The sequence below is a fragment of the Psychrobacillus sp. genome (assembly GCF_032154225.1).
Taxonomy (GTDB): Bacteria; Bacillota; Bacilli; order Bacillales_A; family Planococcaceae; genus Psychrobacillus.
On record NZ_JALDYF010000004.1, the window covers coordinates 1 to 24,053 of the forward strand.

Below are 24,053 nucleotides of genomic sequence, written 5' to 3' on the forward strand. Positions count from 1 at the left end.
CATGCGAAGGAAGCGGCTGAGGCAACGCCCGCGGAAAGCGTCCACCCCTGTAGCGGAAACTACCATTAAGACGCATTATATGTAAAATACGAATGAGGACGTAAAGCAAGTCGAAAACGAGTGTTTTAGTATTAAAGAATGTTCATTCACTCTTATTTTTAAGAGTTTTCAAGAAATAGGATAATCTAAAGATGTGATCCTATCTCAAACTATATGCAAATGAACTCCAAGTATGAGCAAGTCGGGACAATTGTTCTTCCTTCCATTAACGTACTAATGTAAAATGAAGTTGGTACGGATTGAATTTATAAAGGGGTGCGTGTATATGACAATTCAAAAAATGAAACAAACTACATTTAATGAAGCGACACTTGTCGAATGGGAACAAGTTGCTATAAAATCCTTAAAAGGAAAAACGCTCGAATCTTTATCTACAAAAACATTAGAAGACATACTTTTGAAACCGCTTTATTCTTTAGAGGATTTGCAAAATATTTCTCCCGAACAGACTTCTGCAATTCGCGAAGCGAAACAAACCTCTAAGTGGTTAGTAGCGCAACCTATCGCTGGGAACTCTGGGAAAGAAGTTTTGATGAACATAAAAGAAACACTCTTAAAAGGGAATGACATAATCCACTATACTGTGGACAAAAAGCATAGTTGGGCATCTTCAGAATTAGAAGAATTACGCGCACTAATGGCAGACCATACAGTATTACTAGACGTATGTAAGGATCCAACTTTTTTACATAATTTCGAAGACGTTAAAGGATTGATTAAAGGTACTGATGCGACAGGATTTTCAAATGCACGCACTTATTTTTTAGATGGCTCACAAATTCATCAAGCTGGAGGAGACGCTGTGAGTGAACTTACTAGTGTTCTTATCCAAGCGGATACGCTAGCTACAAAATTTGGAATCCATCAGCTTGCAGAGAAAGCGTTTGTTCAATTTTCCGTGGATACTAATTTCTTTATGGAAATAGCGAAAATTCGAGCTTTCCGTGTACTTTGGAATGCGTTTGGTGAAGCATATGGCAATATGGACATTCCTGCAATTCCTGTCCATACAGAAACATCATTACGCTCGTATTCCACACTAGATGCTAATGTAAACATTCTTCGTGCCGGAAATAGCACGCTTTCAGCTGTATTAGGTGGAGCAGATAGTGTGACAACATATCCACATGATGTATTAACAGGATCGACTCCTACTTCTGAGCGTATTGCACGAAATATGCAGCTAGTATTAAAAGAAGAGACGAATATAAACCGCATACTCGATGCAGCAGGTGGTTCTTATTATGTAGAAACACTAACAAAAGAACTTGTAGAAAAAAGCTGGAGCTATTTTTTGGAGCTAATGAAGGAAAGTACGCTAGAAAATAGAGAAGCGAAATTACAAGAAAGAGCAGCTCGTAAATGGGCTCACCAATTAGAGTTATTAGCTACACGTAAAAAGTCGTTAATTGGAACAAATATTTATGCGAATCCAGAAGATTCATTAGATAACGAAATTGCTCATACTGCATATAAACGTCTTGCAGAGCCCTTTGAACAGTTAAGAAAAGGATTCCAAGAAAGTCCTTTAAATACTGGAATTATTGCTTATGGCGTATTAAAAGACTATAAGGCACGTATGGATTTTGTCAGTGGATATATAGTGTCTTTAGGAATATCACCAATTGTTGCACCTGAAAATTTAAAGCCAGTGGACTTAGAAAAATGGATTGCCGAAAATAAAATAAACTATGTCGTTTTTGTTGGAAATGATGAACAAACAGCTGGCTTAGTTCCTGCTTTGCTCAATGAAAACCTATCTGTTCCGATGGATGTAGCAGGGAAGTTTGAAGAGTATGAGGACTGGTTAGATGCTGGGCTTTCGGGAAGAATTTTTGCTGGTCAATCGCTTCTTGAAAAAGGAACCGAATTATTAAAGTATACAAAAAAGGAGAATTCTCATGAAAACGCCTAACTATTCGGATGTATCGATTCATCATTTATTAAAAAAAATAGGGGAAAGCGAACAAAAAGACTCTCCATCTTTTCTAACAAATGAAGGAATCGCATTAAAACAAGTTTATGATCAGAAAGACTTGAAAGATTTGGAGCATTTGAATGATCTTCCAGGTATTGCACCAAATACGCGGGGCCCATATCCAACGATGTACGTGGCAAAACCATGGACGGTTCGTCAATATGCTGGTTTCTCTACAGCAGAAGAAAGTAATGCGTTTTATCGTAGAAATCTTGCAATGGGACAAAAGGGATTGTCGGTTGCATTTGATCTTGCGACACATCGTGGATATGATTCAGATCACGATCGTGTAACTGGAGATGTTGGTAAAGCGGGAGTGGCAATAGATTCTGTAGAAGATATGAAAATTCTATTTGCCGGTATTCCGCTTGATCAAATGTCGGTTTCGATGACGATGAATGGTGCAGTACTACCAATTCTAGCATTTTATATTGTCACTGCTGAGGAACAAGGTGTCACTCCAGAGAAGTTAGCTGGAACGATTCAAAATGACATTTTAAAAGAATATATGGTGCGTAATACATATATTTATAATCCTGAAATGTCGATGAAAATTATCGCGGATATATTCTCTTATACAGCTAAATATATGCCGAAATTCAACTCTATTTCGATTTCTGGTTATCATATGCAAGAAGCAGGAGCTACTGCGGATATCGAACTAGCTTATACATTAGCAGATGGCCTAGAGTACGTACGTACAGGCTTGAAAGCAGGTATTGAAATTGATTCATTTGCACCGAGACTTTCATTCTTCTGGGCTGTAGGTATGAACTATTTCATGGAAGTGGCTAAAATGCGTGCTGCACGTAGAATTTGGGCACAAATGATGCAAAGCTTTGATCCAAAAAATCCGAAAACATTAGCGTTACGTACACATTCCCAAACATCCGGCTGGAGCTTAACAGAGCAAGATCCTTTTAATAACGTAACAAGAACATTAGTAGAAGCAAACGCAGCTGCGATGGGACATACACAATCGCTTCATACGAACGCTTTAGATGAAGCAATTGCGTTGCCAACGGACTTTTCCGCACGAATTGCTCGTAATACACAACTATTTTTACAAGAAGAAACAAATATGACCAAGGTAATTGATCCGTGGGGTGGTTCGTATTATGTGGAAACACTGACAAACGAACTAATGGAAAAAGCTTGGGCGCTTATTGAAGAAATTGAAGAGCTCGGTGGCATGGCAAAAGCGATTGAAACAGGATTACCGAAGATGAAAATAGAAGAAGCAGCAGCTAAAAAACAAGCGCAAATCGACTCTTCGAAAGAAATTATTATTGGTGTCAATAAATACCGTTTAGAAGAAGAAGATGCGATTGATATTTTGAATATCGACAATACAGTTGTGCGTCAAAAACAAATGGAACGACTTGCAGAGGTAAAAGAAAACCGTGATGAAAAAGCGGTTCTAGCAGCTTTAACTGCATTAACCGAGGCTGCAAAAACTGGTCATGCAAATTTGTTGGAGTGCGCTGTGGATGCTGCAAGGAAACGTGCTACTATTGGTGAAATTTCAGATGCGATTGAAGTAGTAGCAGGTAGACATAAGGCGGTGATTCGCTCAGTGAGTGGAGTATATAGTGCAAACTTTAATGACGCAGAAGAAATCGATGCTGTGAAAAAAATGTCGGAGGATTTCCTTGGAAATGAAGGAAGACGCCCACGTATTTTAATCGCGAAAATGGGTCAAGATGGGCACGATCGTGGAGCAAAAGTTATAGCTACAGCATTTGCTGATTTAGGGTTCGATGTAGATATTAGTCCTTTATTCCAAACACCAGCTGAAACAGCACAGCAAGCAGTTGAAAATGATGTGCATGTTGTGGGGGTTAGCTCTTTAGCTGCTGGTCATATGACACTTGTTCCTGCTTTAAGAGAAGAACTTGCGAAGCTCGGAAGGGAAGATATTTTAATCGTTGTAGGAGGAGTTATTCCTGCGCAAGATTACGAATTCTTACGAGAAAATGGTGCTTCTGCCATTTTTGGACCTGGTACGGTTATCCCGGTAGCGGCACAAAAAGTGATTGAAGAAATTTATAAAAGATTGGGTTATGAGGAAGTGGAAGTCTAATGGCGGAAACAGATAAATCAAAGCAATCTTCTATGCATGTCATGCGTGGTATTAAGTCACAGCACGATGGGATGGGAACGGCGTCTGTAAAAAAGTTTACGAAAAAGAAGCCACTGTCCATTGACGAAAATATGTATGTGAACGAAATTCGAAATGGCTCAAGGCTCCATTTAGCTAAAGCGATTACTTTTATAGAAAGTACAGTTAGTGATCAACAGGAGATAGGTCAAAAACTATTGAAGCGTTTATTGCCGCACACGGGGAACAGTATTCGAATTGGTATTACGGGTGTTCCTGGTGCTGGAAAGAGTACGTTTATCGAAGCGTTTGGAAAAATGCTTGGAGACAATGGCTTTAGAGTGGCAGTTCTTGCAATTGATCCAAGTTCCTCTGTAACAGGAGGGAGTATACTTGGGGACAAAACTCGAATGGAAGAGCTAGCAAGGCATCCAAACGCTTTTATAAGGCCATCTCCATCAGCAGGTACTCTCGGTGGTGTTCATAAAAAATCACGAGAAACACTGATGTTATGTGAGGCTGCTGGATATGACATTATTTTAGTCGAAACAGTAGGTGTTGGGCAAAGTGAAACGATTGTTCGTGGCATGGTTGATTTCTTCTTGCTGTTAGCACTCACTGGCGCTGGCGATGAACTACAAGGGATGAAAAAAGGAATTATGGAACTGGCAGATGCTATTGTTGTGAATAAAGCAGATGGGTCCAATGAAAAACTAGCTAAAAAGACGGTTGCTGAGTTTAAACAAATCCTGCATTTCTTAGCTCCTTCTTCTCCTAACTGGACAACACCTGCTCTTGCTGTTTCTTCTTTGTATAAGATAGGTTTAGATACGGTCTGGGAAAAGATTCTTGCATTCAAAGAGGCAATGGAAAAGAACAATGTTTGGCAAAATAGACGAAAAGAGCAAACAATAGATTGGTTTAAAACAATGATTGTCGATAAGTTATACGAAGACTTTTTTTCCTCTGTTGAGAAGAAAGAAACGATGTTTTACTTGGAACAATTAGTAAGACAAGAAAAAGTTACTGTTTCTCAAGCAGTGGAAGAGTTATTTTCCTCGAATTCTAAGGAATAATCTGCTAAGATAATACTAGTTTGGAAAGGAGTTTTTATTAATGAACATGGACTTTAATTTATTGATGAATGATATGATTATACAAGCTCGCGGAGAAATGGAAGCGAGTGGTTACGAACAATTAACAACACCAGAAGAAGTAGATGCAGCACTTACTCGTCCCGGTACAACACTTGTTATGATCAATTCTGTATGTGGGTGTGCAGGAGGTATTGCTCGTCCAGCAGCAGCTAATGCAGTACATTATGACAAGAGACCAAATCATCTTGTAACTGTTTTCGCAGGTCAAGATAAATTAGCGACACAACAAGCACGTAACATTTTCGGTGATGATCACTTACCATCTTCTCCTTCATTCGTATTGATGAAAGACGGACAAGCAATTGCAGAAATTGGACGACATGAAATAGAAGGACATGCGCCAATGTCAGTTATTACCCATATCCAAGCATTATTCGAAGAACATTGCGAAGAAATTTAAAATAAAAAAACAGCGGGAGCATTTGTATATGCTCTCGCTGTTTTATTGAAAACTTTAAAGAAGGAAACTTAGGCCCATTAGTAAAGTAGATCCTATCATTGCAAAAATCATTAAATACACAATAACTTTACGGAATTTCTGATTGCTCATTTTATTCTCTCCTTTTACTCTTATTTTTATTTTAACAAATTCGAAAAAAAGTACAAGTGGTAGCGATTTTTTTTTGAAATATGTACAATAGAAAGTATAGTCAAAAAACACAAGGGGTGTGGAGAAATGGATAAAGTAGATCATATTGGGATTGCAGTAAAAAACATCGAAGAAGCATTACCTTATTATACTGAAACATTAGGACTAAAACTTATACATATAGAAGAAGTAGTATCAGAAAAAGTACGTGTCGCTTTTATAGACAGCGGAAATGTAAAATTAGAATTATTGCAACCAATGGATGAAACTAGTACCATTCATTCATTTATAGAAAAAAAAGGAGAAGGTATTCATCATGTTGCCTTCGGTGTTACAAATATTCAAGAGCGTTTAAATGATTTAAAAGAAAAAGGGGTTCGTCTCATCCAAGAAACGCCTAAAGTTGGAGCAGGAGGAGCGCAAGTAGCGTTCATACATCCAAAAGCATCAGGCGGGGTATTGTATGAGTTATGCGATAAATCTGGGGGAGCGAAATAATCTTATGGACATTTATGAAAAAATTAATGATTTATATGATCGTAAACGCAAGATTGAATTAGGTGGCGGAGATGCACGAATTGAAAAGCAACATGAAAAAGGAAAACTTACAGCACGTGAACGAATTGAGTTGCTTGTCGACAAAGGCACATTCGTAGAATTGAATCCTTTTGTTCAGCACCGCACAGTAGACTTTGGCATGGACAAGCAAGAAGGACCCGGGGACGGTGTAGTTACGGGCTATGGTAAAGTGAATGGTCGTCCAATCTATTTGTTTTCACAAGATTTCACTGTTTTCGGTGGTGCATTAGGGGAAATGCATGCGATGAAAATTGCGAACGTCATGGATTTAGCAGCCAAAAATGGAGCACCTTTCATTGGGTTGAATGATTCAGGTGGTGCACGTATTCAAGAAGGTGTCGTTTCACTTGATGGATATGGACAAATTTTTTATCGAAATGCCATTTACTCTGGAGTAATTCCACAAATATCTGTTATTTTAGGCCCTTGCGCAGGTGGAGCTGTTTATTCACCAGCTATTACAGATTTTGTATTTATGACGGATGAAACAAGTCAAATGTTTATTACCGGTCCTAAAGTGATTGAAACGGTTACAGGGGAGAAAATTTCTGCTGAAGACTTAGGCGGATCGAAAGTACATAATACAATTAGTGGTAATGCACATTTCCGTGGGGAAACAGAAGAAGAAGTGTTAGAAAGTGTTCGTTTACTTCTTAGCTATTTACCACAAAACTTTGAAGAAAAGCCGGCGATTACAGAAGTAGCTGACGAAGATGATTATCGTGCGAATTTAGCGGATATCGTACCATTTGAGGCAGTACGTCCGTATGATATTCGAAAAGTAATTGAACAAGTAGTAGATGTCGACTCTTTCTTAGAAGTACAGAAAGAATTTGCTAAAAATATTGTCATTGGTTTGGCACGTATAAAAGGCGAAGTTGTTGGACTTGTATGTAATCAACCGAAAGTAATGGCTGGGGGGCTAGACATTGATTCGTCTGATAAAGCAGCACGTTTTATACGTTTCTGTGATGCATTTAACATTCCTATCATTACATTTGAAGACGTAACTGGTTTCTTCCCAGGTATTAAACAAGAGCATGGTGGAATCATTCGCCATGGTGCTAAGATTTTATATGCTTATTCAGAAGCGACTGTTCCAAAAATGACGGTTATTTTACGAAAAGCGTATGGCGGTGCATATGTAGCACTAAATTCTAAATCTATTGGAGCAGATGTTGTCTATTCATGGCCGAATGCTGAAATTGCTGTGATGGGACCACAAGGTGCTGCTAATATTATATTTGCGCGTGATATTGCCAATAGCGATAATCCTGAACAAGTGCGAGAGGATAAAATCGAAGAGTATCGTGAAAAGTTTGCTAATCCTTATGTAGCAGCTTCTATGGGTATGGTAGATGATGTAATCGATCCGCGCGAAACGCGTATTAAGCTTATTCAAGCATTAGAAATGATGCGCAATAAAAAAGAAACACGCCCAAACAAAAAACATGGTAATATTCCATTATAAAAGGAGTTTTATAAAATTATGAATCGATTATTAGAAGAGTTTTTCGAGTTAGTGAAAATTGACTCAGAAACAAAGTATGAACAAGTAATTGCACCCGTCCTTTTCAAAAAGCTGGAGGACCTTGGATTCTCTGTTATAGAAGATGATTCTGCTCCAAAAACAGGACATGGTGCAGGTAATTTAATCGCTACTTTAAAAGGCTCAAAAGCAAATGCAGATACAATTTACTTCACGACTCATATGGATACAGTTGTTCCCGGAAAAGGCATTCAACCTGTGCTAAAAGAAGACGGCTATGTCTATTCAGATGGCACGACGATTTTAGGTGCGGATGATAAAGCTGGAATTGCCGCTCTTTTTGAAGCAATAAGACGCCTAAAAGAGCAAAATATCGAGCATGGAGATATTCAAGTGGTCATTACTGCTGGAGAAGAAAGTGGTTTAGTAGGAGCAAAAGAATTAGACCCATCTTTGATTACAGCAAAATATGGCTATGCTATTGATAGTGATGGTACTGTAGGGGGTATTGTAACTGCCGCTCCATTCCAAGCTAAACTTTGGACGACGATTACTGGAAAAACAGCTCATGCTGGCGTAGCTCCTGAAAAAGGTGTTTCAGCAATTACATTAGCTTCTAAAGCAATTTCTGAGATGAAGCTTGGCCGTATTGATGAAGAAACAACTGCTAATATTGGACGCTTTGAAGGTGGACAAGCAACAAACATCGTTTGCAATGAAGTGCATATTTTGGCAGAAGCAAGATCTATTAACAAAGAAAAATTAGATAAACAAGTTGCGCATATGGTTCAAGTATTTGCTGATGTAGCAGCAAAAAATGGTGGTTCTGCAAAAACTGAAACGCAATTAATGTACCCGGGATTCCATTTTGAAGATAGTCACGATGTTGTACAAGTTGCAAAACGTGCAGTAGAACAAATTGGTAGAACAGCCGATATAAAAACTAGCGGTGGAGGAAGCGACGCAAATGTCATTGCTGGATTTGGTATTCCTACAGTTATTTTATCTGTAGGTTACGAGGAGATTCATACGACAAATGAGCGCATGCCTGTAGAAGAGCTAGAAAAACTTGCTGATTTACTTGTTGAAATTGTAAAAGTAGGAGCGGAATAAATTATTGGAGGTATCATATTGACTAGTGAAAAAGTTGTAGTATTTCAATGTGGAAATGAAGATTATGCTGTGCCAGTCGAGCATGTTGTATCAATTGAAAAATTAGAACATGTAAATCCGATTCCTCATTTGCCTAATTATTTAATAGGATTAATGAAAATTCGTGGTGAACTAGTTCCGATTATTGATTTTGAACAAATATTGTATAATCGTAGTGGTGAAAATGAAGAAAATGCTCGAATTATTACAATGCATACACAAGATATGTCTATTGGTTTACTCGTTAAAGAAGCAAAAGAGATTTTAGATATTCCTTCTAATGATATTAAACAAATTGGTTTAGTGAATTATACTAAGACACGGTATTTTACTGGTGTAGCCAATTTAGAAAGTGGTATGATTACAATAGTTGATCCCTCTATATTAGTCCGTTCAGTTGATGGAATAAAAGATATCCAAGCGTATTTGGAATCCGTGAAAAAAGAGGAAGTCGGCAGCTAATTATAGCTGCCTTTTTTCTTGAAGAACAAGTACTTATATGAATTGATAGCGGAAAAATGTTCCAAGTGGACTCATTCGCCAGGCTCGGCTTCAATCTCCTTGTCACTGTAAAAACAAGTGCTCTTGCGGATACTCATTGCAAAGACACCGATCAAATAAAGTTCTGCAAGTGTCTTTCCTGCGGAGCTTTCTGCTCTTGCTTTTCCAGCCCGAGTCGCAGCATTGCACTTCATCTAGACAGTTAGAAGAATGTAATCGAGTTCTTAATAATCTAGTGTTTTTACGAAGTACTGGCTTCTCCTTTTTTAAAAATAGAATGCAGTAAATATTCTTTCTACACACTGGTTCAATATGTAGAAGTGTCATTTGTAAAAATCTACAAAGAGCCGACAAAATTGTATCTTTGGCGGCCTTCACAATATATAGAATGTAACTTGCTTCCCTTATTGCCAAAAGCATTTAAATACTTGGCATTGAAGTTTCTGGTGAAAATTTGCATACGATGATCGAACAAAAAGTGTGTTGGAAGGGGTAAAGCCGCTTCCAATACACTTTAAAAATTTCATCGTATTGACTAATGAGAAACCTGTAGCGAGCAGGGAATTAAATCGCTACAGTATTTTATTTTTTAGGTTGCTTTCGTTTTTCTAGTTTAGAATTTTTCAGGAGGTGGGAAGAAGTGGCTAAAAGCGGTCGAGTAATATTACATGTGGATATGAATAGCTTTTATGCATCTGTAGAACAATCATATGACCCAACTTTGAAGGGAAAACCTATTGCAATTGCAGGAAATCCGAAAGAACGACGTGGAATATTAGTGACATGCTCATATGAAGCAAGAGCACGCGGTATATACACAACAATGTCCGTGGGAGAAGCAAAAAGAAAATGTCCAGAGCTCATTCTTCTCCCTCCAAACTTTGAAAGATACCGCATTGCTTCTCAAAAAATATTTCAATTTTTGAGAGGTTTTTCGCTATGTTTAGAACCGGTATCTATTGATGAAGGCTATCTCGATATTACTGATTTGTCGAGAGAACGCCATGCTCTTGATATTGCCAATGATATTCAACAAGGTATTATAAAAGAACTCGATCTCCCATGCTCTATTGGAATTGCACCAAATAAGTTTCTAGCTAAGACAGCCTCCGACATGAAAAAGCCTATGGGTATTACAATCTTACGAAAACGAGATGTCCCCCACATTCTTTGGAATTTACCAGTAATCGAAATGCATGGTATTGGGAAAAGCACAGCAAGTAAGTTAAACGAGCTAAAGATTAATACAATCGGTGACTTAGCAAAAATGAACGAAGTAGTTATTCGAAATGCACTCGGAAAAAATGGTGTGCGTCTACGCTTGCGTGCAAACGGCATAGATGAACGTGAAGTAGATCCAGATTCTATTTATGACACGAAAAGTGTTGGGAATTCGACGACGCTACCGAGAGATGAAACAGATATTGTGGAATTGCAAAAAACGATTGAAAAGTTGGCATCAACTGTTGCGGGGCGGCTTGATGCAAAGCAATTAGTTGGTTCTACAGTAATTCTCTACGTACGGGACGCAGATTGGCATAATCACACACGCAGCAAAACAGTTTTGAATGCGGTACAATTTAAGGATGAAATTTTCGGCGTTGCATGGTCTCTATTTGAAAAACATTGGGATGGTACACCTGTTCGATTGCTTGGTATTACGGTATCCAATGTCATTGACCGTAAAGAATCGACGCAGCAGTTGTCCATTTTTACTTTCGAGGAACATGTGAAAGATGAGCCGATTATTGAACTTATGGACCAAATGGAGAGGAAATTTGGGAAAGGTGTAGTAACTAGAGGTGTAGACATAGGAAGACGACCAAATTACTCTTCTCAGACGAGTTTTAGTAAAGACTTTTTAGATGACCACAAATAACAATTTACTTTTTATCTATAGTTTCTTTATTTTCATGAAGCCAAAATATGCGAACATGATGACTATAATCATGTAAAGATAGTATGTTGGTAAAACTCGCATCATCCCATAAACAGTTGCAACTTCTAATACGACGGAGGGTATTTTTCCTATTGAACTCGCTAGAAAGAATGACCACCCACTTATTGCTGTGAGAGACGCGCCAGCAGTGACTAACCCAGATGGAACGAATGGAAGAAGTCGTAATAAAATAATCGTAGTGAAAACGGAACGAGTAGGCTTACTTTGAATTTTTCCCCAAAATGAGCTTGATTTCCAAGTCGGTTTGATTTTTGAAAATCCCCATCGATAAAAGTAAAAGCCGACAATGACTCCAAAAATTTCTCCAAATAGTGAGAGGAAAGTACCAATGTTAAGTCCGAACATATCTATATTCAAGGTTGTTAAGAATACACTTGGAATAAATCCTATAACACTAGATACAAAGTTTAGTAAAAGCATTAAGATAACTTGAATTTCTGTGGGTGAATGCTTGATTATCTCTAAAAGTTCTTGCATATGTATAATCTCCTTACATAACCAATTGTTTGTTTCTTTATGTTAGCAGATTTAAAACATACATGCATTAGTATAAAAGAGAGGTTATCGACTCACTGTGGACTTCACATAGGGAGATAAAATGAACAGAAAAGTTTAGCGTGTTAGAAGCGGTAGGACAGTTTCCAACATGCTTTTTAATCGTTCATAGTTTTGCGAATGGTTACCTAGTATAGTAATGCTTTTGACAATAGGGAAGAACAAGATGTACTTAAAGGGCAATGGTGCTTTTCTTAAATTTATTTGTTGACATTATACCTTAGGGGGTATAATATTGTGTTTGTGAGAAAGATATCATGAAATCCAAGAAGCCGTTATTTAAAATCGGCTTTTCTATTTCAAAAAATAATACCCGTATGGGTATAAAGGGGGAGGAAATGGAAAAGAAACGAACGACAATCGTCTTATTTAGTGGAGATTACGATAAGGCAATGGCAGCCTATCTTATTGCAAATGGGGCTGCTGCTTACGATCATGAGGTAACAATCTTCCATACATTTTGGGGAATCAATGCATTACGTAAGCAAGAACCTATTGAAGTGAAAAAAGGTTTTCTTGAGAAAATGTTTGGTAAAATGATGCCAAAAGGTGCTGAAAAATTAGGTCTTTCCAAAATGCAAATGATGGGAATGGGACCGAAAATGATTAAGCATGTTATGGAAAAGCATAATGCACTTACGTTAACTCAGTTAATAGAAATGGCGCAAGAACAAGATATTAAACTAGTATCATGTACGATGACAATGGACTTATTAGGACTGCAACAAGAGGAATTACTGGATGGTGTTGTATATGCAGGAGTTGCTGCTTACTTAGCTGATGCAGAAGAAGGCACTGTAAACTTATTCATATAAGGGAGTCGATAGCATGGAATGGGTATTCATAGGAGTTGTTGTCGCATTTTTTGTGTGGCGTATGATGCCGACAAAAGGTGTGAAATCAATGTCTACAGCAGATTTAAAAAATATTTTAGATGACAAAGATATGATATTTATAGATGTACGAACACCTGGAGAATATAAAGAACGTAATATTCGACAGTTTAAAAACATACCACTTGGCTCTAGCTTCTCTAGCTTGCCGAAAGATAAAGAAATTATTGTTATTTGCCAAAGTGGTATGAGAAGTAGTAAAGCATGTAAACAATTAAAAAAACAAGGATTCCAGCATGTCACGAATGTACGTGGCGGTATGAGTGCTTGGTAGAGGAGGAAAATATTATGTTAAAAGAAATTTCACCAAAAGAAGTTCAAGAAAAACTGGAACAAGGTCAGGTAATCAATTTAATAGATGTTCGTGAAGTGGATGAGGTAGAATCAGGCCATATCCCAGGTATTACGCATATTCCACTTGGCTTATTAGAATTTCGTATGAATGAGTTATCTAAAAATGAACCATATATTATGGTATGTCGATCTGGAGGTCGCAGTGGTCGTGCGACACAATTTTTAGAAAGCCAAGGCTTTGATGTGACGAATATGACTGGTGGCATGTTAGCTTGGGAAGGCGAAGTTAAGTAATTGAAAGAAGAGTGCTAGTGTGGAAGTGCTAGCACATCTTAATATAATACCGACAAGGGTATGGAGGAGAGTTTAATTGAGTATAAAAGCAGATGTACAACTGGATGCGAAGGGTTTAGCTTGCCCAATGCCAATAGTGAAAACAAAGAAAGCAATGAATAATTTAATAGATGGTCAGATTTTAGAGGTTTCTGCAACGGATAAAGGATCTAAAGCAGATATCGCTGCATGGGCAGAAGCAGTAGGTCATCAGTATATCGGTACAACTGAAGATGGAGAACTGCTTAAACATTATATCCGCAAATGTTCAGACGATTCAGTGGTAGAAAAAACGCATGAACAAATTGTGCAAATTGATCAACTTGCAGAGCAAATTGCGGCTGGAGGAATATTACTTGATGTACGTGAGGAAGCAGAGTATGCATTTGGTCATATTGCAGGAGCTAAATCGATTCCGATGGGTGATTTAGAAGCGCGTCTAGCTGAGTTGAATAAGGAAGATGTATTTTATGTGATCTGTCGAACAGGTAAACGAAGTGATTTAGCAGCTCAAAAACTAGTGAAAAATGGATTTACAAAAGTTTGGAACGTAATGCCCGGCATGACTTCATGGAATGGCGACTTACAAAAAAACATCTAATAGGAGGAAACAAATATGTCAAATAAAGTTGCAATTATCGCAAGTAACGGTGGTCTTTTTGACGCTTATAAAGTATTCAATATCGCAACAGCTGCGGCTGCTACAGAGAAAGAAGTAACGATTTTCTTTACATTTGAAGGATTAAGTTTAATACACAAACAGGGAATGCACGCACTTCCAATGCCTGAAGGTCGTGAATCGATTGCAGAAGGTTTTGTGAAAGCAAGCGTACCAGCTATTCCTCAATTAGTCGAAATGGCACAAGAATTAGGAGTTAAATTTATTGCTTGTCAAATGACGATGGATGTTATGGGATTAACGAAAGATGATTTCGTAGACGGTATTGAAGTTGGTGGAGCAGTTACATTCCTTGAGTTTGCTAAAGACGCAGCACCATCATTAACTTTTTAATTGGTCTAACTAGGAAAAAAATTTTCAATCAAATAATACCTGTGGGGGTAATTTCAGATGACAGTAAACAAATTTACAGCTGCACAAGTAGCTAAAAAAGTTATTAGCAATGAAGATTTATTCATTTTAGATGTACGTAATGCGGACGCATACGCAGATTGGAAAATTGAAGGACAAAAGTTTAACTATTTAAATATACCTTACTTTGAATTATTAGATGGTGTAGAAGAAATTCTTCCACAAATTCCAACAGATAAAGATATATTAGTAGTATGTGCTAAAGAAGGTTCATCTATCATGATAGCAGAAATGCTATCAGATGCAGGTCGCGATGCTTCATACCTTGTTGGAGGAATGAAATCTTGGAGTGAATATTTAGTGCCAATCAAAGTAAGTGATCTTGAAAATGGTGGCGAGCTTTATCAATTCGTACGACTTGGCAAAGGATGCCTTTCATACATGATAATATCAAATGGTGAAGCTGCAATTATTGATGCTACAAGAGCTGTAGATGTATTCACAAACTTTGCAGAAAGCAAAAACGTGAAAATTACGAATATATTTGATACGCACTTACACGCAGACCATATTTCAGGCGGTCGTCATATCGCGGCAACTACTGGGGCAACTTATTACCTGCCACCAAAAGATGCGGAAGAAGTTGTATTCGATTATGCACCACTTTTAGATAATACCGAAGTAAAAATTGGTAATACAACAATAAGTATCCAAGCATTATACTCACCAGGTCATACAATTGGATCAACATCATTCATCATAGATAATAAATTCCTATTAACGGGTGATATATTGTTTATCGACTCAATTGGTCGTCCAGACTTAGCTGGCCTAGCTGATGATTGGGTAGGTGATTTAAGAGAAACACTTTATACGCGCTACCGTGAATTATCAAATGAATTAATCGTTTTACCAGCTCATTTCATGATCATTGAAGAGTTAAATGAAGATGGAACAGTTGCAAAACGTTTAGGTGATTTATTCGCCGAAAATCATGGTTTAAATATTGAGGACGAGGCAGAATTCCGTAGCATTGTAACGGATAATTTACCACCTCAACCAAATGCATACCAAGAAATCCGCCAAGTAAACATGGGGAAAATTACACCGTCAGCTGATGAGCAAACGGAAATGGAAATCGGTCCAAACCGTTGTGCAGTTCGTTAAGTAATTGAATTTTAAGTAAGAGAAATGAAAAACAGTAAAAATTATTTAAGTGAAATGGAGAAATGAAAATGAATTCGACAAAAGTATTAGATGCAAAAGGTTTAGCTTGTCCAATGCCAATCGTACGTACAAAAAAGGCAATGGATACTATCAACTCTGGAGAAGTATTAGAAGTACATGTGACAGACAAAGGTGCTTTGGCGGATATTCCTGCTTGGTCAAAAGCAGGTGGTCACACAATTTTAGAACAAAAAGAAGAAGCAGGCGTATTAGTATTCTTTATTGAAAAAGCGTAAAAGTTACGGTGGGTGCATTCCCACCTTTTTATTTTAGAAAGAAGGTAAATAAATGGACATTACATGGATTATTACGTTATTTGCCATTGGCTTTATTGGGTCCTTCATTTCAGGTATGCTTGGTATTGGTGGATCAATTATTAAATACCCAATGTTGCTATACATTCCACCACTTTTAGGTTTTACAGCGTTTACGGCGCATGAGGTAAGTGGGATCAGTGCAGTTCAAGTCTTTTTTGCATCAATTGCAGGTGTTTGGGCATACAGAAAAGGTGGATATTTAAACAAATCACTTATTATTAGTATGGGTGGTGCCATTTTAGTTGGTAGTTTCATAGGAAGTTACGGCTCACAGTTTTTATCCGAAGCTGCTGTAAATATTGTTTATGGTATTTTAGCGTTAATTGCAGCAATAATGATGTTTGTTCCAAAGAAACAAATTGACGATAAACCGATGGATGACATAACATTTAGCAAACCATTAGCGGCGGTACTAGCATTGATTGTAGGGATTGGTTCAGGAATCGTTGGTGCTGCAGGCGGATTTATACTTGTGCCAATTATGTTAGTAGTACTAGGTATTCCGACACGTATAACGATTGCATCAAGTTTAGCGATTACGTTTATCTCTTCTATTGGAGGTACGGTAGGGAAACTGATGACTGGACAAGTTGATTACTGGCCAGCAATCATTATGATTGTTGCAAGTCTTATTTCAGCCCCATTAGGTGCAAAATTAGGTAAACGTATGAATACAAAAGTATTGCAATGGTTTTTAGCAGTTCTGATTTTAGCGACAGCTATTAAAATTTGGATTGATATTTTATAAAAGAGGTTATGAAAATGAAAATTGAGTTGTTTTCGGATTTTACATGTCCTTTTTGTTATATAGGAAAAAGACAGTTAGAGCAGGCTATCAGTGAGGCTGGCTACGAGGGCAAAGTCGAAATAGAATATAAAGCTTATCAAATTGCACCACATACTCCTTTTGAAAATGCACCTAGTTTTTTAGATGGGTTAGCAGCTAAATACGAAATGTCCCTAGAGGAAGTAAAACAGACTACTGAAGGGATCTCTGCAAGAGCAAAAGAAGTTGGTTTAGAATACGATTTTGATCGTATGAAAACTGCAAATACAGAAAAAGCACATCGATTAGCAAAATGGGCAAAGCAATTTCAACAAGACCAAGTATTCACTGAACTTTTAATGAAAAGTTACTTCACAGAAGGTGCTGATTTAATCGATGAGGCATTTCTTTTGTCTACTATAGCAGAGTTAGAACTGGATGTAGAGGAAGCAAAAGAAGTATTACATTCAACTAAGTTTATGGAAGAAATAGAGAAAGATAGCTACGATGCACAACAAATTGGTGTAGAGAGCGTACCTTTCTTTGTGTTTGAAAACAAATATGGCATTGTTGGAGCAGAGCCAAGTGAAGTATTTGTAAAAACATTGCATCAAGCGGCAGAAATTGCAGGTATTCGTCCTTCCCTAAGTATGGTTGGTGATGGAGCTAATAGTTGTGCAGACGGTCAATGCAATATATAAAGGCAAAGGTTTTATGGGAAAAGAATAAGTGAGGGGACTATCTGAATTAGCGGATAGTCTTCTTTAATTTTGCCAAGCTGATACTAAAGGGATTTGCTAATATGTCCATTAATATGTAAAGTATGTTTATAACAAACTTTAATCGTTATTTAGCGAAAGAAAAGTTGTGAAATGGAAAACAAAAGTTAGTTTAAGCTAGGAAGAAATTCATGAAGCAGAATAGAAAACAGGTGAATAGATGCAATTATTATTTTTAGGAACTGGGGCAGGAATGCCATCGAAGCAGCGAAATACAACTGCAACAGCACTTAAGTTACTCGATGAACGAGGAAGCTTTTGGCTATTCGATTGCGGAGAAGCAACTCAGCATCAAATTCTTCATACAACATTAAAGCCACGTAAGCTAGAGAAAATTTTCATCACACATTTACATGGAGACCATATTTTTGGACTGCCTGGTTTACTCGGCTCACGCTCATTTTTAAGTGGAGAAGAGCCCCTAACGATTTATGGGCCAAAAGGAATTAAAGCTTGGATAGACGTTACACTTTCAACAACGACTACACATTTACAATACCCACTTACAATCATCGAAATTGACGAAGGGGTCATTTTTGAAGACGATGATTTTATCGTGGAGGCTAAAACACTAGAGCATGTCGTGCTATGCTACGGCTATACAGTAACACAAAAGCCATTACTACCCGAATTACTTATTGAAAAAACGGATGCACTAGGTGTTCCAAGAGGTCCACTTTTAAAGCAATTAAAAGAGGGAAGAGACATAGAACTTGCTGACGGTAGAGTCGTGACGAGTAAAGAAGTTACTGGCGAACAAAAAAATGGCTTTAAAGTGGCGATATTAGGTGATACAAAGTTTTGCGAGAACTCTATTTCGCTTAGCCAAGGAGCAGATATTGTCGTGCACGAGGCCACTTTTGACAAAGAAACGGCTGAATTAGCCCGTTTATATGGGCATGCTACGATTTTAGATGCGGCAAATGTATGTAAACAAGCAAACGCGAAAAATTTAATCGTAAATCATATTAGCGCACGTTTTTTGCCGTCCCAGATAAAAGAAATGGTAGGACAAGTAGCTGAATTTGACTTCCCAGTTTATGTTGCAGAAGATTTTTCCGAATTTAATTGGTCTGATGATAAACTAACACCCATCATTCAATAAAAAAATCCCGAGCGATTGAAGACACTCGGGATTTTTCATTTTTTTTCCGAAATTACTAAAGACAATGTTGCAATAGGTCCTATTAAAAGGGAGAGTAGAAACCAATTTAAGCCACTCCTATTTTTCCCTTGAGCAATTCCGGCATTAATGAGGGCAAGAGTACCCCAACCAACGAAGTAAGAATTATCCAGTTCCCTGCACGCCTTTCTAACTAAGCTTATACTGTTAACAGTATATCAGAATTGTTACTCATATTGTTTTGCAAACTCACGAGATCTGTTTTGTGCAGCATCGATACAAGCAAAAATAGCATCTTTCACATTATGCTGAATAAGTTGCTCTACACCAGCTTCCGTAGTTCCACCAGGGCTTGTTACTTTCCGACGAAGTTCTTGTGGTTCAACATCACCTTTTTTCAACATTTGAGCTGCTCCTTCCATCGTTTGAATGAATAATTGGCGAGCATCTTCTTTACTTAGTCCATGAGAAATAGCTGCTGCTTCAAAATGCTCCGCAAAATAATAGATGTATGCTGGTCCACTTCCTGCAAGTGCGGTTACGACATGCAAATCTTCTTCCTCAACTGCCTGTACAGTTCCAATTGACTCTAATATATTGATTATTTTCAGTTTTGCTTCTTCAGAAATAAGCTTATTCCAACTAACGGCGGATGCACTTAAACCCACAGCGGCAGAAGTATTTGGCATAACTCGAGCAATCGGACGACTTCCAAGATAATTTGTAATTGTTTGGATCGTTACTCCGGCGATGACAGAGATGATTGTTGCGCTACTACTTAAATAAGGAGCAATTTCTATCATTGCATCTTTCGCATCTTTTGGCTTCATTGCTAAAAAGACAATTTCCGCTTCTTTTAGTGCCTTTTTTTCTTCACAAACTATTTGGATATTATACGTTTTTTTCAATTGTTGCAATTGCTCTACATCTGATTTATTCGTCACATGAATATGTTCAGGGGAAATTTTTTCTTCCTTCGTTAAACCATTAATAATTGCTTCAGCCATTGAACCAGCACCGATAAATACAATTTTGTCCATTCCAATTCCTCCTCTTAAAATAAAAAAAGCGCTCTCATCCTTAATAATAAGGACGAAAACGCATGTCTCCGCGGTACCACCTAAATTTGCTGAAAATCAGCACAACTTAATCCTTCTTATCGCGAAGGCACGACTATGTTTACATAGTAGCTCCAAAGTAGGTTCGACATATGAGCGGGAGGCAAAACTTTCAGCGGATCATTTCACTCTCTAAACTCCATCATATATGTACTAATCTTTATCTAAGCTCATAATTTTCTGAATTAATAAAATTATATGTGTGATCTTCGTAAAAGTCAACTTCATTATAGTGACGACTGTTTGGAAAAGATGTACAATAGAATGAATAGCTATTCATTCAAAGGAGATTATATAATATGATACATAAAATTGAAATCCCAACACCATTTGCTGTTGGAGATGTTAATTCATATATTTTAAAAGGGGATGCATTAACTCTAGTTGATGTTGGTCCAAAAACAGAAGTTGCTTTGGAAGTATTGAAAGCAGGCATTAAAGAAGCAGGTTATGTATTAAGCGATATTGAGCAAGTATTGTTAACGCATCATCATCCAGATCATTCCGGATGGGTCAATGCATTTGAACATGCAACATTACTTGGTCATGAATACAATCAAGCGTGGTTAACTCGAGATGTAGATTTTTTTGAATATCACGATGCGTTTTATATGCAATGTCTTATGGAAGAAGGAGTACCCGAAAGTTATTTTCATTGGCTTGAAAAGATGAAAAGACCGCTGAACTTAATGGGTCAAAAATCACTTGATCGCTTTTTAAAAGAAGGAGATGCACTTCCTGGTCATCCCGACTTTGTTGTGCTGGAAACACTAGGTCACGCTCAAAGTCATTTGTCTTTCTGGTCAGAGAAAACAGGAATCCTAATTGGCGGAGATCATGTAATTGAAAAAATTTCATCAAATCCTTTAATTGAACCTCCGCTGATTAAAGAAAATGGGCGTCCAAAGTCGATGCTTCAATATAATGCAGCATTAAAACGAATCCAAAGCTTGCCAGTTGAAAAAGTATATAGTGGCCATGGCAATGAAGTGTATGATGTGCAGGAGTTAATTGAGAGTCGTTTAGAAAAACAAAAAGAACGAGCGTTAAAAGTGTTTGATATGATAAAAGCAGGAGAAAAAACAATTTTTGAACTGACGCAAGAGCTATTTCCGAAAGTATATGAAAAAGAACTTGGTTTAACTCTTTCGGAAACAATAGGTCAGGTTGATTACCTTTTGGATGAGGGTTATATCGTAGAGCATAAAAACGAAAATGGGATATTTTTGTATGAACAAGCGTAAAAGAATATTTATAACTGGAGCAACAAGTGGGGTAGGGTTACTACTAGCAAAACAGCTAAGTTGTGCAGGTCATGAAGTGTGGGCAACTGGACGTAACGCAAATGCTTTGGCTGAATTATCCAAGCTCGGCATACAAACAATCCAAGCAGACTTAACGGAAGAGCAAGATTTGGAAAGTATTCTCCGAGATGTAGGTTCACCAGATGTTGTCGTATTATCGGCAGGTGTTGGAACATTTTCTTATATTACGGAGCTGGAACTGCAGGATATTGAGCAAATGATGGATGTAAATGTAGTAGCACCAATGCTGTTGACGAAATATTTCGCAACGAAAATGAAAGAAAAACGGAGCGGACATATTCTTTTTGTCGCTTCGCAAGCTGGTAAAGTAGCGACTTCAAAAGCTTCCGTTTATGCTGCGTCTAAACATGCGATTATTGGCTTTGCGAATGCTGCTCGCATGGAGCTAAAAGAATATGGAATTATAGTAACGACTATTAACCCAGGACCAATTGATACACCGTTTCTTGATTTGGCAGACGAAACAGGAAATTATCGAGATAAAATGAAAAAACATTTATTGTCTCCAGAAAAAGTCGCTTCTGCTATTGCAAAAGCAATAGAACGTCCCGTACGAGAAATAGACCTTCCATTTTATATGAATTTTACTAGTAAGCTGTACGCAGTGTTCCCTAGGGCCGTAGAAACATTAGGTAAAGGATTTTTTAATAAAAAATAAAGCTAATTTAACTAGATGAATTAATTGCAAAAATAACTGGATGAGAAATTGAAAAAATCGAGCAAATTTAAATCATTTTATAACAAGTCGATTGATTATCTAACTAAGAAACCAAGCTAGCTAAAGGATTAGCCTTATAGCCAGCTTGGTTTCTTTTTCGCGAGTTCTTTTTTCAGCCTTTCATTTTCAGCAGTTAAATAATCAATTTGTTTTTGTAACTTTATATTCTCTTTTTCTTCCTCCAACACAAGTAATTCAGCAATAATAGTAATTCCTTCGCCTATTTTTGCGATCGTTTCCCCAATGATGACCAGTTTTTCAGCGGAAAAATCAAACGTATTTGTTTGTAGTGAAGTCAAACGAACAGCCTCCCGTTCTATTTTTCATGTTAGGGTTATGTAATAAAAATACTGGAGATGCAACCGAGGAGGTGTGGAGTGCATCTCCAGTATAAATATAGCTTATTCAACATTGAAAAAAGAACAGAGGCATATGGCTAGTGTATTCAAACAAATTGAAGCATCAGTTAAAGGTCACTCTGATTAATTTGATTTTGCATTTTTTTCGTTAGCTTTTGAAAAACTAATTGATAGGAATGTAAAATAAGTCTTTCCAACAATTCATTCGTTAAATCAGAATCCACGTAAATAGAGTTCCAATGTGTTTTATTCATATAATAACCCGGAACGATATCGTCATAAGTGGCTCTTAGCTCTTCGGCACGTGTTGGTTCGCATTTCAACGTTATAATAGGCTTTCTTTCCGAGTCGCCACCCATCATTGCAAACATTTTTCCACCAACATGATAACGATCTGCACGCCATTCCATTTGATAATCATGTGTAACTCCAGGAAGGGTTAGACAATAAGTTTGTAATTTTTCTTTTTCCATTGAAAGTGCTCCTTTTTGCTAGCTTTTAATCATTTGGATTGATGATCGCTAACATTTGATGGTCTTCCCAATTGCCATTAATTTTTACATTTTTCTTAGCTATTCCTTCTTTATGAAGACCAGCTTTTTCTAAAACTCTTATGGAGCCTAAGTTTACAGGCATCACTCCAGCTTCAATGCGATGTAAATGAAGGGTTTCAAAAGCGAAATTAATCACTAGTTTAGCCGCCTCAGTCGTGTACCCTTTCCCGTTATGTTCTTGGTCAAGTGAATACCCTAAAATAGCTTTTTGTGCAGGCCCACGAAAGACTTGAAATAAGCCGATAGTTCCAATAAGGAGGTCACCGTCAATAGTAAATATTCCAAAACGGTATTCCGTTTCTTTCTTCGTATTTTCTTCCCATTTTTCTATTAATTCTTTTTGAGCCTCTACAGTCCAGTATGATTCTGGGCGAGACATGGAATACTGTCCAAAAAAATCTTGGTTTCTCTTTTCTAGTTTTAGTAATTCGCTAGCATCTTGAATTGTAAGAGGTCTTAAATAAATATGTAAACTTTTAAGCATCGAATCTTCCTTTCTTTCTCATAACGTTTTTTTCATATAGAAGTTAGTTAAAATTGTTCCATTGCGTTCGACTGTATTTCGATGGATGCAAGTATAGTCATGGTTTTCAAAAAAAGGTTTTGCGGTAATACTTGCATATGTTTTTATTTCTAACATTTTTAATTGAATTGCCGCAGACTCTAGCTTTGCAAGCAAAGTGGAAGCGATGCCTAAGCATTGAAAATCTTTATGTACATATAGCCTGTCGAGCAAGCCATCATATGTTAAATCCGCAAATCCTACTATACTAGCGTCTTTTTTTGCAACATAAGTTATATTTTCAGACAAGCTAGTACTCCAATTTTCTATTTTGCTTTCAACTTCACTTAAAGGAGCCCAGGCGTTGAGCTGTTCATTCGAATAGTCATCCACACAAATAGTGTGAACCGTATTATAAAATAATGCAACAATTTCTTCGGTGTCTGTTTTCTCGAATTGTACGATATTCACTATTCCACTCCTTTCTATGTATTTTTATCATCCTACTTATATTGTAAGGCTCTAGCTTCGTACTAAGCAACTTTGGAATTACATACAATATGTACAGGGTTATTAGTACCATAGTGGAAGGAG

General features: G+C 37.4%; 28 protein-coding genes and 1 other annotated feature. Of the genes, 21 read left to right on the plus strand and 7 right to left on the minus strand.

Features of this window, described 5'->3' with window-relative positions:
* Window positions 1-325: 325 nt before the first annotated feature.
* Genes RUH95_RS07395 through RUH95_RS07410 form a run of 4 tightly spaced genes read left to right on the plus strand, consistent with a single transcriptional unit; the run spans window position 326 to window position 5,696 of the window.
* A complete protein-coding gene (locus tag RUH95_RS07395) occupies window positions 326-1,975 on the plus strand; it encodes a methylmalonyl-CoA mutase family protein (RefSeq protein ID WP_313892213.1) in 1,650 nt (549 codons plus the stop codon).
* Window positions 1,962-4,121, plus strand: a complete 2,160-nt coding sequence (gene scpA / locus RUH95_RS07400; RefSeq protein ID WP_313892214.1) for a methylmalonyl-CoA mutase — start codon at window positions 1,962-1,964, stop codon at window positions 4,119-4,121. The genes RUH95_RS07395 and scpA overlap by 14 nt, the downstream gene beginning before the upstream one ends.
* Window positions 4,121-5,215 (plus strand): methylmalonyl Co-A mutase-associated GTPase MeaB, encoded by a 1,095-nt coding sequence (gene meaB / locus RUH95_RS07405; RefSeq protein WP_313892215.1) that lies wholly within the window; start codon window positions 4,121-4,123, stop codon window positions 5,213-5,215. The genes scpA and meaB overlap by 1 nt, the downstream gene beginning before the upstream one ends.
* A gap of 40 nt (window positions 5,216-5,255) precedes the next feature.
* A complete protein-coding gene (locus RUH95_RS07410; RefSeq protein WP_313892216.1) occupies window positions 5,256-5,696 on the plus strand; it encodes a BrxA/BrxB family bacilliredoxin in 441 nt (146 codons plus the stop codon).
* Between the two features lie 54 nt (window positions 5,697-5,750).
* On the opposite strand, the gene prli42 is transcribed toward RUH95_RS07410, so the two are convergent.
* Window positions 5,751-5,846: a stressosome-associated protein Prli42 gene (gene prli42, locus RUH95_RS07415; protein ID WP_313892217.1), complete on the minus strand. Its 96-nt coding sequence runs from the start codon at window positions 5,844-5,846 to the stop codon at window positions 5,751-5,753.
* A gap of 126 nt (window positions 5,847-5,972) precedes the next feature.
* Here prli42 and mce point away from each other — a divergent pair, with 126 nt between their 5' ends.
* The 5 genes from mce to RUH95_RS07440 all read left to right on the plus strand — a co-directional run bounded on the left by mce (window position 5,973) and on the right by RUH95_RS07440 (window position 11,485).
* Window positions 5,973-6,383 (plus strand): methylmalonyl-CoA epimerase, encoded by a 411-nt coding sequence (gene mce / locus RUH95_RS07420; protein WP_313892218.1) that lies wholly within the window; start codon window positions 5,973-5,975, stop codon window positions 6,381-6,383.
* 4 nt (window positions 6,384-6,387) lie between these two features.
* Complete coding sequence (locus RUH95_RS07425; protein ID WP_313892468.1) at window positions 6,388-7,935, plus strand: acyl-CoA carboxylase subunit beta; 1,548 nt, start codon at window positions 6,388-6,390, stop codon at window positions 7,933-7,935.
* An 18-nt stretch (window positions 7,936-7,953) separates the two neighbouring features.
* Window positions 7,954-9,066: a M20/M25/M40 family metallo-hydrolase gene (locus RUH95_RS07430; RefSeq protein WP_313892219.1), complete on the plus strand. Its 1,113-nt coding sequence runs from the start codon at window positions 7,954-7,956 to the stop codon at window positions 9,064-9,066.
* An 18-nt stretch (window positions 9,067-9,084) separates the two neighbouring features.
* The gene (locus RUH95_RS07435; RefSeq protein WP_313892220.1) at window positions 9,085-9,567 is read left to right on the plus strand and encodes a chemotaxis protein CheW; all 483 of its coding nucleotides are present in this window, start codon (window positions 9,085-9,087) and stop codon (window positions 9,565-9,567) included.
* Between the two features lie 679 nt (window positions 9,568-10,246).
* A complete protein-coding gene (locus tag RUH95_RS07440; RefSeq protein ID WP_313892221.1) occupies window positions 10,247-11,485 on the plus strand; it encodes a DNA polymerase IV in 1,239 nt (412 codons plus the stop codon).
* A 15-nt stretch (window positions 11,486-11,500) separates the two neighbouring features.
* Here the strand turns inward: RUH95_RS07440 and RUH95_RS07445 are convergent, their stop codons facing one another.
* Window positions 11,501-12,043: a TVP38/TMEM64 family protein gene (locus RUH95_RS07445; protein WP_313892222.1), complete on the minus strand. Its 543-nt coding sequence runs from the start codon at window positions 12,041-12,043 to the stop codon at window positions 11,501-11,503.
* Between the two features lie 416 nt (window positions 12,044-12,459).
* On the opposite strand from RUH95_RS07445, the gene RUH95_RS07450 reads away from it, so the two are divergent.
* The 10 genes from RUH95_RS07450 to rnz all read left to right on the plus strand — a co-directional run bounded on the left by RUH95_RS07450 (window position 12,460) and on the right by rnz (window position 18,865).
* Entirely contained in the window at window positions 12,460-12,936 is a 477-nt protein-coding gene (locus RUH95_RS07450; RefSeq protein ID WP_313892223.1) for a DsrE/DsrF/DrsH-like family protein, read from the plus strand.
* A 13-nt stretch (window positions 12,937-12,949) separates the two neighbouring features.
* The gene (locus RUH95_RS07455; protein ID WP_313892224.1) at window positions 12,950-13,288 is read left to right on the plus strand and encodes a rhodanese-like domain-containing protein; all 339 of its coding nucleotides are present in this window, start codon (window positions 12,950-12,952) and stop codon (window positions 13,286-13,288) included.
* A 14-nt stretch (window positions 13,289-13,302) separates the two neighbouring features.
* Window positions 13,303-13,602, plus strand: coding sequence for a rhodanese-like domain-containing protein (locus RUH95_RS07460; RefSeq protein WP_313892225.1), 300 nt, complete (start codon window positions 13,303-13,305; stop codon window positions 13,600-13,602).
* 127 nt (window positions 13,603-13,729) lie between these two features.
* On the plus strand, window positions 13,730-14,242 hold the full coding sequence (locus RUH95_RS07465) for a sulfurtransferase TusA family protein (protein ID WP_397469488.1): 513 nt from the start codon (window positions 13,730-13,732) through the stop codon (window positions 14,240-14,242).
* 15 nt (window positions 14,243-14,257) lie between these two features.
* Window positions 14,258-14,653: a DsrE/DsrF/DrsH-like family protein gene (locus RUH95_RS07470; protein WP_313892226.1), complete on the plus strand. Its 396-nt coding sequence runs from the start codon at window positions 14,258-14,260 to the stop codon at window positions 14,651-14,653.
* Window positions 14,654-14,710: 57 nt separating this feature from the next.
* Window positions 14,711-15,838 (plus strand): MBL fold metallo-hydrolase, encoded by a 1,128-nt coding sequence (locus tag RUH95_RS07475; RefSeq protein ID WP_313892227.1) that lies wholly within the window; start codon window positions 14,711-14,713, stop codon window positions 15,836-15,838.
* Between the two features lie 68 nt (window positions 15,839-15,906).
* Window positions 15,907-16,134, plus strand: a complete 228-nt coding sequence (locus tag RUH95_RS07480; RefSeq protein WP_313892228.1) for a sulfurtransferase TusA family protein — start codon at window positions 15,907-15,909, stop codon at window positions 16,132-16,134.
* A gap of 52 nt (window positions 16,135-16,186) precedes the next feature.
* The gene (locus RUH95_RS07485; protein WP_313892229.1) at window positions 16,187-16,963 is read left to right on the plus strand and encodes a sulfite exporter TauE/SafE family protein; all 777 of its coding nucleotides are present in this window, start codon (window positions 16,187-16,189) and stop codon (window positions 16,961-16,963) included.
* A 14-nt stretch (window positions 16,964-16,977) separates the two neighbouring features.
* The gene (locus tag RUH95_RS07490) at window positions 16,978-17,682 is read left to right on the plus strand and encodes a DsbA family oxidoreductase (protein ID WP_313892230.1); all 705 of its coding nucleotides are present in this window, start codon (window positions 16,978-16,980) and stop codon (window positions 17,680-17,682) included.
* A gap of 238 nt (window positions 17,683-17,920) precedes the next feature.
* Window positions 17,921-18,865 (plus strand): ribonuclease Z, encoded by a 945-nt coding sequence (rnz, locus tag RUH95_RS07495; protein ID WP_313892231.1) that lies wholly within the window; start codon window positions 17,921-17,923, stop codon window positions 18,863-18,865.
* A 245-nt stretch (window positions 18,866-19,110) separates the two neighbouring features.
* Here the strand turns inward: rnz and proC are convergent, their stop codons facing one another.
* Complete coding sequence (gene proC / locus RUH95_RS07500) at window positions 19,111-19,923, minus strand: pyrroline-5-carboxylate reductase (protein ID WP_313892232.1); 813 nt, start codon at window positions 19,921-19,923, stop codon at window positions 19,111-19,113.
* 45 nt (window positions 19,924-19,968) lie between these two features.
* Window positions 19,969-20,177, minus strand: a binding site (T-box leader).
* A gap of 123 nt (window positions 20,178-20,300) precedes the next feature.
* On the opposite strand from proC, the gene RUH95_RS07505 reads away from it, so the two are divergent.
* Together RUH95_RS07505 and RUH95_RS07510 are read left to right on the plus strand one after the other, a co-directional pair.
* Entirely contained in the window at window positions 20,301-21,245 is a 945-nt protein-coding gene (locus tag RUH95_RS07505) for an MBL fold metallo-hydrolase (RefSeq protein ID WP_313892233.1), read from the plus strand.
* Window positions 21,232-21,984, plus strand: a complete 753-nt coding sequence (locus tag RUH95_RS07510; protein WP_313892234.1) for an SDR family NAD(P)-dependent oxidoreductase — start codon at window positions 21,232-21,234, stop codon at window positions 21,982-21,984. Before RUH95_RS07505 ends, RUH95_RS07510 begins: the two co-directional genes overlap by 14 nt.
* 134 nt (window positions 21,985-22,118) lie before the next feature.
* Here RUH95_RS07510 and RUH95_RS07515 read toward each other — a convergent pair whose 3' ends face one another.
* From RUH95_RS07515 to RUH95_RS07530, 4 genes are all read right to left on the minus strand, one after another.
* On the minus strand, window positions 22,119-22,343 hold the full coding sequence (locus tag RUH95_RS07515; RefSeq protein WP_313892235.1) for a hypothetical protein: 225 nt from the start codon (window positions 22,341-22,343) through the stop codon (window positions 22,119-22,121).
* Window positions 22,344-22,510: 167 nt separating this feature from the next.
* Window positions 22,511-22,876: an MmcQ/YjbR family DNA-binding protein gene (locus RUH95_RS07520; protein ID WP_313892236.1), complete on the minus strand. Its 366-nt coding sequence runs from the start codon at window positions 22,874-22,876 to the stop codon at window positions 22,511-22,513.
* A 25-nt stretch (window positions 22,877-22,901) separates the two neighbouring features.
* The gene (locus tag RUH95_RS07525; protein WP_313892237.1) at window positions 22,902-23,441 is read right to left on the minus strand and encodes a GNAT family N-acetyltransferase; all 540 of its coding nucleotides are present in this window, start codon (window positions 23,439-23,441) and stop codon (window positions 22,902-22,904) included.
* 18 nt (window positions 23,442-23,459) lie between these two features.
* Window positions 23,460-23,930 carry a GNAT family N-acetyltransferase gene (locus RUH95_RS07530; protein ID WP_313892238.1) on the minus strand — a complete coding sequence of 157 codons (471 nt, stop codon included), beginning with the start codon at window positions 23,928-23,930 and terminating at the stop codon, window positions 23,460-23,462.
* Window positions 23,931-24,053: the final 123 nt, after the last annotated feature.